General features: G+C 71.2%; 6 protein-coding genes. All 6 read left to right on the top strand.

The features are described from left to right. The first annotated feature begins 55 nt into the window (after nt 1–55). Nucleotides 56–1,513 carry an MBOAT family O-acyltransferase gene (locus CHB86_RS23960; RefSeq protein WP_089235644.1) on the top strand — a complete coding sequence of 486 codons (1,458 nt, stop codon included), beginning with the start codon at nt 56–58 and terminating at the stop codon, nt 1,511–1,513. A gap of 11 nt (nt 1,514–1,524) precedes the next feature. Continuing rightward, entirely contained in the window at nt 1,525–2,640 is a 1,116-nt protein-coding gene (locus CHB86_RS23955) for an alginate O-acetyltransferase AlgX-related protein (protein WP_089235643.1), read from the top strand. Continuing rightward, on the top strand, nt 2,633–3,463 hold the full coding sequence (locus tag CHB86_RS23950) for a hypothetical protein (protein ID WP_141135007.1): 831 nt from the start codon (nt 2,633–2,635) through the stop codon (nt 3,461–3,463). Before CHB86_RS23955 ends, CHB86_RS23950 begins: the two co-directional genes overlap by 8 nt. Next, complete coding sequence (locus tag CHB86_RS23945) at nt 3,450–4,856, top strand: alginate O-acetyltransferase AlgX-related protein (RefSeq protein WP_089235641.1); 1,407 nt, start codon at nt 3,450–3,452, stop codon at nt 4,854–4,856. Before CHB86_RS23950 ends, CHB86_RS23945 begins: the two co-directional genes overlap by 14 nt. A 20-nt stretch (nt 4,857–4,876) precedes the next feature. After that, nucleotides 4,877–5,512, top strand: a complete 636-nt coding sequence (locus tag CHB86_RS23940; RefSeq protein WP_089235640.1) for an alginate O-acetyltransferase AlgF — start codon at nt 4,877–4,879, stop codon at nt 5,510–5,512. A gap of 64 nt (nt 5,513–5,576) precedes the next feature. Further along, the coding region (locus tag CHB86_RS23935) for a tetratricopeptide repeat protein (RefSeq protein WP_141135006.1) at nt 5,577–7,354 on the top strand (1,778 nt) is incomplete at its 3' end.

Raw genomic sequence — 7,354 nt, 5'->3', positions numbered from 1 at the left:
GGCACTGCTTTGTCGGGTTTTCGTTCGGATTGTCCAGTGATGGAGGGATATTGAGATGGTGTTTTCCTCGGAGAGTTTTCTGTTTCTGTTTCTGCCTGTTTTTCTGGGTTTGTATTACCTGACGCCGTTGCGGTTCCGGTCCTGGACGATCCTTGCGGGGTCGTATGTGTTCTATGCGTGGTGGCGGGTGGATTTCCTTGGGCTTCTGGTTCTGACGACGCTCTGGGCGTTTGTGTTCGGGCGGTGGATCGGGCGGTATCGGGGGACGCGGGCGGGGCGGGTCTTGCTGGCGGTTTCGGTGGCGGGCTGCCTGGGCGTCCTGGGGGTTTTCAAGTATCTCAACTTCTTCGTCGACAGCATCGCGGCGCTTTTCGGCACGGATGCGGCGGGGCTCGGGGTCCACTGGCGGCTGATCCTGCCGATCGGCATCAGCTTCTACGTGTTCCAGTCGATCAGCTACCTCGTCGACGTGTATCGCGGCGACGCCAAGCCGGATGCGAAGCTGATCGATTTCGCGGCCTTCATCGCGCTGTTCCCGCAGCTGATCGCGGGGCCGATCCTGCGCTACAAGGATCTCGAGGACCAGTTCCGGGAGCGCCGGCACTCTGTGGAGCTGTTCTGCGACGGCATGGCGCGCTTCATCGTGGGGCTGGCCAAGAAGGTGCTGCTGGCCGACGCGATCGCGCCGCTGGCCGACCTGGCCTTCTCGACGCCCGAGCCCGACCTCTGGCTCGCCTGGCTGGGCGCCGGGGCCTACATGCTGCAGCTTTACTTCGACTTCTCGGGCTACAGCAGCATGGCGATCGGGCTGGGGCTGATGATGGGCTTCCGCTTCATCGAGAACTTCGAGACGCCCTATGTCAGCCGCTCGATCACCGAGTTCTGGCGGCGCTGGCACATCTCGCTCTCGGTCTGGCTGCGCGACTATCTCTACATCCCGCTGGGCGGCAACCGGGCCGGCACCCTGCGCACCTATCTCAACCTGATGACGGTGATGACGCTGGGCGGGCTGTGGCACGGCGCCAACTGGACCTTCGTGCTCTGGGGGCTGTGGCATGGCGCGATCCTCGCCGTGGAGCGGGCGACCGGCTATGACCGGACGGCCGCCGGCCGGGCCTGGTCGCTGCCGCTGACGCTGCTGCTGGTGCTGATCGGCTGGGTGATGTTCCGCGCCGCAGATGTCGGCAACGCGCTCGGCGTCTATGCCGGGATGCTGGGGCTGCACGGGGCGGCGATGGCGCCCGGGGCCTGGTTCGGGGTCACCGCGGAGAGCCTGAGCATCCTGCTGGTGGCCATCGCGGTCTGCATCGCCGAGCCGCTGCTGCGCACCCCGCACCGGGACACCGGCCATGGCGACATGGTGATGGTGGGCGCCGACGGCAGCGCCGGGCTCCCCGGTCTCACGCTGACCCGGCAGCTCCTGGTCTCGCTCGGGCTCACCCTGCTGGCCGCCGCCACCGTCGGCAAGCTGGCCGAGCAGAGCTTCTCGCCCTTCCTGTACTTCCAGTTCTGAGGAGAACCGCGATGACGGACGCCCGACTCGCCCTCAAGCTCATCCTGCCGGTCGCCTTCTTCGGCTATGCGGGCTACGCCAATCTCGACCTCATCCGGCATGGCGATCTGAGCATCGCCGACCGGGACCTGTTCCAGGGCGGCGTGACCGGCGAGATCGACAGCGTCTACCGCGACAAGCTCCCGCACCGGGACCCGTCGGTCGGCCTGGTGGGGGCGCTGCGCTACGCCCTGCTGGGCGAGGGGCGCGACGGGGTGGTCGTGGGGCAGGACGACTGGCTCTTCACCACCGAGGAATACCGCTTCGCCGCCGACGCGCCGGTGGGGCTGGAGGAGACGGTGGCGCGGATGGCCGGGATGCGGGCCGAACTCGCGGCCGCGGGCAGCGAACTGGTGGTGCTGCCGCTGCCGGCCAAGGTCGACATCGAGCGCCGCCACGGCAGCGACGGCGCGGTCAGCCGGCGCAGCGCCGCGGAATACGACGCCTTCCTGGCCGCGCTCGAGGGCGCCGGGCTGCAGGCCGTCGACCCGCGCGCGGCCTATGCCGGGGGGGAGGCGCCGGGGCGGTTCTTCCGCACCGACACCCACTGGACGCCGGAGACCGCCGGGCGGGTGGCCCGGCACCTGGCCGCGACCGGGCTGGTGGCGGCGGGCGAGGTCTCCTATGTCCGGCAGCCCGGCGCGGCCGAGACCTTCCAGGGCGATCTCGTCTCCTTCGTCACCAGCGACCGCCTCGCGCCGGTCATCGGCCTGGCGCCGGAACGCGCGGTGCCCTACCTCGCGGTGGCGGCGGAGGAGGACGCCGAGGGCGGGGTGCTCGACCTCTTCGGCGGGGAGAGCGGGGGCGCGCTGGTGCTGGTCGGCACCAGCTACAGCGCCAACCCGACCTGGAGCTTCGCCGAGGCGCTGAAGCTCGCGCTCGGCCGCGACGTGCTGAACCATGCCGCCGAGGGCCAGGGGCCGGTGCGGCCGATGCAGGCCTTCCTCGCCGCCCTGCGCGCCGGCGAGGCCGTGCCGGAGGTGGTGGTCTGGGAGTTCCCGGTCCGCTACCTGGCCGACCCCGCGCTCTGGGACGGGGACGGCGATGCCGCGGACGGGGCCGCCGAGGAGGAGCGCCACGATGCCTAGTTCCGCGCCGAGTTCCGTGCCCAGTTCCGCGCCCGCCCGCCTTGCCGGCCCCGGCCTGCTGCTCGCCTGGCTCGCCGCCTGCGCCCCCGTCGCGGAGGCGCCCGGGGAGATGCCCGCGGAGGCGCCCGTGGAGATGCCAGTGGAGATGCCAGTGGAGATGCCCGCCGAGACGCCCGAAGAGGCGCTCCCGCCCGAACTCGCCGAGGTCCGCAAGCGGATGGTGCAGGGCGCCCCGGTGGCCTTCGCCGACATGCGCGGCATCGCCGACCGCGACGACGGCTACGCCGCCTGGCTGCTGGCGGAGCGGCTGCGCGCGGCGGAGCGGTGGGACCTGGCCTCCGACATGGCGCATTACTACGCCGTCGCCGCCGCCAGCGGCCGGTCGGGCGGCGTCGGCGGGCTGATCGGGGTGCTGGAGCACCCGGACTTCGACCCCGCCACGGTCAGCCCCGAACGCATGGCCTGGCTGGAGCAGACGCTGCTGCGCGCCGCCCGGCAGGAGAACCCGAAGGCCCGGGGCTACCTGGTCGACGCCTATACCGCCGGCGCCCCCTTCGGCGACAGGACCGAGGACGCGATCGCCCTGCTCGGCGCCGGCCGGACCGGGACCAGCGCGCCGCTGGCGCTCGACATGGCCACCGGCATGCTGCGCAGCGGGCCGCTCGACGCCCCGAGCCTCCGCCAGGTGCGCCAGCTGCTCGAGATCGCCGCCGCCGACGACAGCCTGGAGGCCCGGATCACCACCGCGAACCTGCTGGCCGTCCTCGACGACCGCCTGCTTTCCGACCCCCAGCCGGGAGACCTGCCCCATGCCCTGGAATGACCTCCGCACGGGCCTCGGCGCCCTCTGCCTGTGTGCCTGCGCCCTGCCGGCGGCGGCCGCCCAGGGCCCCGACGCCCCCGAAGCCGCACCCGAAGCCGCGCCCGATCCGGCCGCCGCGCTCTATCCCTCGCAGTTCGGCTGCTCCGGCCTGCACGAGGACGCCCAGACCCCGGTGATCGAGGGCCGGGACGGGGTGTTCTACCGCGTCTACGCCGACATCCGCATGCACCACCCGTTCTCCGACAAGACCATCGAGCTGCTGGCCCGGCTCTCCCGCACCCTGCAGGACCAGGGCACCACGCTGGTCTTCCTGCCGATCCCGACCAAGAGCCAGGCCATGCCCGGCCGGCTGCCGGAGGTCGCCCGGCACTACGGCTACAAGACCGACGTCTCCGCCGCCGTCTACCAGGACATCGTCGACCGGCTCCGCGCCGCCGGCGTCGTCACCATCCACGGCCAGAACGCCATGCTCGCCGCCGAGGCCGGCGCGATGCCCTACTTCCAGGCCGACTTCCACTGGAGCTCCGAGGGCGCCCGCCTCGCCGCCGTCGAGCTGGCGCGGGAGATCGACCGGCTGCCGCAGGCCGCGGACCTCGAGCGCTCCGAGTTCGAGACCCGGCAGACCGGCACCCAGGTCGCCTTCTCCGGCCTGCGCCAGCTGATCCAGCGCAACTGCCTGCACCAGGTCCCCGAACCCGTTACCGCCACCTGGAAGACCGAGAAGAGCACGCTCGACCTCGGCCTCGGCGGGGAGGACGACGGGGACGGCGATGGCGGCGGGCTCGACCTCTTCGGCGACGACGAAAGCCGGGTGCAGGTCGCGGTGGTCGGCACCTCCTTCTCCGACATGGCGCTGGCCAACTTCGACGGCTGGATCTCGCAATACACCGGCCTCGACGTCGTCAACTACGCCATCACCGGCGGCAACCAGTTCGGCTCGATCCTCTCCTATCTCACCTCCGAGGACTTCGCCCGCGACCGGCCGCACGTCCTGGTCTGGGAGAACCCGATCTACAACAACCTGCTGCAATACGGCGACCAGCCCCTGCTCGAGCTGATCGCCGCCGCCGGCGGCGCCTGCGCCCGCCCGCTGGACACCCGCCGCACCGGCCCCGACCGGATCGAGGCCCGCCTCGACGGCACAGGCCTCGCCCCCGGCGACGTGATCTTCGCCGATGCCGGCGGCGAGGGGCCGGTCTCCGCCGAGTTCCACTTCGCCTTCGACGACGGCAGCGCCCGCGTCCAGCTGCTCGAACGCGGCGAACGGCTGCGCCACACCGGCCGCTTCTACATGCCCGTCAACGCCTATCCGACCGACCGGCTCGCCGCCGTCTCGGTCACCTTCGACCGCCCCGTCCCCGAGGGCGCCTCCCTGGCGCTCTGCGCCAACTGATCCAACCGAAAGGACCTGCCATGACCCGTGCCCTGCGTGCCCTGACCCTCGCCTGCCTCGCCGCGCTCCCCGCGGCCGGCGCCGCCCATGCCCAGGCCGACAACGGCCTCTACGAGGCCGTCCGCGATCCCGACGCGAGCTTCGTGCGCCTCATCATCCCCGGCAAGACCTACGGCAAGGTCGCCTCCGCCGGCGTCGCCGACCTGCACAACGGCGTGTCGAACTACATCCATGTCGAACCCGGCGAGATCAAGGTCGCCGTCGAGGGCGCCGAGAGCAGCTTCACCGTCGCCCCGCGCAGCTTCTACTCCGTCGTCCTCGCCGAGGACGGAACCCCGGTGCCGCTGCCCGACACCCTGCAATCCAACCCCGCGAAGGCCGACATCACCTTCTTCAACCTCACCGACACCGACGCCCTCGACCTCTTCGTGCCCCGCGCCAGGGCCAATGTCGCCGAGGCCGTTCCGCAGGGGCAGAACAGCTCCGTCGCCGTCAAGGCCCCCCTGACGCTCGACTTCGAGGTCAGGGCCGGGGACGCGGTGCTCGCCAGCGTCGCCGGCGTCGAGCTGCGCCGGAAGGAGGGCGTCACCATCATCGCGACCGGCACGGGCGGCGACTACACAGCCTTCGCCCTCGAGAACGCCTTCGTGAACTGATCCCCCTTCCTTGCCCGTCCCGGCCCGGCTCCCGGCCGGGACACCCGAACACCGAGGTGCCGCCATGCCCGCCAGGTCCCCCAGATCCCCCAGATCGCTGCCCCTGCCGTCCGCCCTCCTGGCCGGCCTGCTGTCGGCCGGCAGCCTCTCCGCCGCCCCCGTGGAGATCGACTTCCAGCCCCCCGACATCGCGCCGATGGAGGTCTGCATCGCGCGCCCCGCCGACAGCGTGATCTTCGCGCGGTGGGAGGGCTGGGACGGCGGCGCCTTCTTCACCGACGACATCGGGGTGGTGAAGTCCGACCTCAGCCGGCTCGAGGCGGTGGACGCCGCCCGCTGGCAGGACACGCTCCGGGCCGCCTATGCGCGGCTCCGCGAGGTCGATCCCAGGTACACCGAGACCCATGCGCTGCTCGACCGCATCGAGCTGCTGATCGCCACCGGCGCCTATGCCGAGCTGGAAAGCCGGCGCCTGGTGCCCGAGCTGCTCGACGGCATCGAGACCCGCTCGCCGCGGTTCCAGAACGCCGCCGCCGGCTTCCTGGCGGACGGCATCGGCGTCCCCCGCGACCCGGACCGCGCGCGCCAGCTGCTGGTCGCCAGCGCCTATGCCGGCAATGCCGACGCGATCCTGGCGCTGACCGCCCGGGTGCAGGACGGCGAGACCGTGCCGGGCTGGGACGTGGACCCCGAACTCGCCGTCACCATGGCCTTCGGATCGCTGGTGGGCGAGCTCAACTCCACCATCTGCGACCGGATCTGGCGCATCGCCCGCGAGTTCAAGAACGGCGAGATCGTCGCCCGGAGCAACGCCATGGCCGAGCGCTGGTACCGCTTCGCCGCCGATCTCGGCGACGGCGCCGCGGCATGGAAGGTCGTGGAGTTCCACCTCAAGAGCGATGGCTTCCGCAAGGACAACGACACGCTGATCCGCTACCTGACCCAGGCCGCCGACCACGGGCTCACCTATGCCATGGTCGAGCTCGGCGGGCTCTACGAGCGCGGCGCCATCCTCCCGCGCGATCTCGACAAGGCCCGCCGCCTCTACAAGGCCGCCCTCGAACCCGGGCAGCGCCAGGGCCTCGTGCGCTACGCCCTGTTCCTCGAAACCCACCAGGAGGACTTCCCCGGCCACGAGGACGAGCGGCTCGACGCCCTGCGCCAGATCTCCGACCTCGCCAACCCGCCGGGCTGGGTCTTCACCCGCCTCGCCACCGGGGTGCTCGAGACGAAGGGCCGATGGGCCGGCGAGGCCGAGGCCCGCGCGCTCCTCGAACGCGCCGCCGCCCTCGGCGACACCGACGGCCTCAGCCGCCTCGCCGCGATCCTCTTCCGCGACCAGCACGACCCCGCCGCAACCGACCGCGCCCTCGACCTGCTCACCCGCGCCGTCACCCACGACGGCTCGATCTCCGCCATGAACGACCTCTCCGGCGCCTACATGTGCCGAACCCCAGACGCCCCGCGCCTCGACCTCGCCAACCACTGGAAGGCAACCGAGGAAGGCACCGACAGCTCCGGCCTCGACCTCTCCATCAACGACACCAACATCGCAAACGTCGGAACAACCGCCCTCGAAGAGGCAATCCTCCAAACCCAGGCACTCTACGGAAGACCATCATCCCTCGCAGTCTACCTAACTCACCTCCAGACAAACAAAAACCAAGACCCGGTGACGCTCGACTTCTGGGCCCGCTACTCGCGCAACTTCGACAGCGCGCTCAGCCATCTCGCCCGCATCTCCTTCGAACTCGCCGCAACCGACAACGAACGCTGGTCGGCGCTGCAACTGATGCGCGAGGCGATGAAGCGCGGCGAGGCGGACGCAGCCATCCGACTGGC

The organism is Tropicimonas sediminicola (assembly GCF_900188335.1).
GTDB classification, from domain to species: domain Bacteria; phylum Pseudomonadota; class Alphaproteobacteria; order Rhodobacterales; family Rhodobacteraceae; genus Tropicimonas; species Tropicimonas sediminicola.
Note: the sequence above shows the minus strand (reverse complement) of the source record. Positions and strands in the feature narration are given on the sequence as shown.

What these genes read in the sequence shown, in the direction of transcription:
- CHB86_RS23960 (WP_089235644.1), top strand. Translation starts at nt 56, where the DNA reads ATGGTGTTTTCCTCGGAGAGTTTTCTGTTTCTGTTTCTGCCTGTTTTT.
- CHB86_RS23955 (WP_089235643.1), top strand. Translation starts at nt 1,525, where the DNA reads ATGACGGACGCCCGACTCGCCCTCAAGCTCATCCTGCCGGTCGCCTTC.
- CHB86_RS23950 (WP_141135007.1), top strand. Translation starts at nt 2,633, where the DNA reads ATGCCTAGTTCCGCGCCGAGTTCCGTGCCCAGTTCCGCGCCCGCCCGC.
- CHB86_RS23945 (WP_089235641.1), top strand. Translation starts at nt 3,450, where the DNA reads ATGCCCTGGAATGACCTCCGCACGGGCCTCGGCGCCCTCTGCCTGTGT.
- CHB86_RS23940 (WP_089235640.1), top strand. Translation starts at nt 4,877, where the DNA reads ATGACCCGTGCCCTGCGTGCCCTGACCCTCGCCTGCCTCGCCGCGCTC.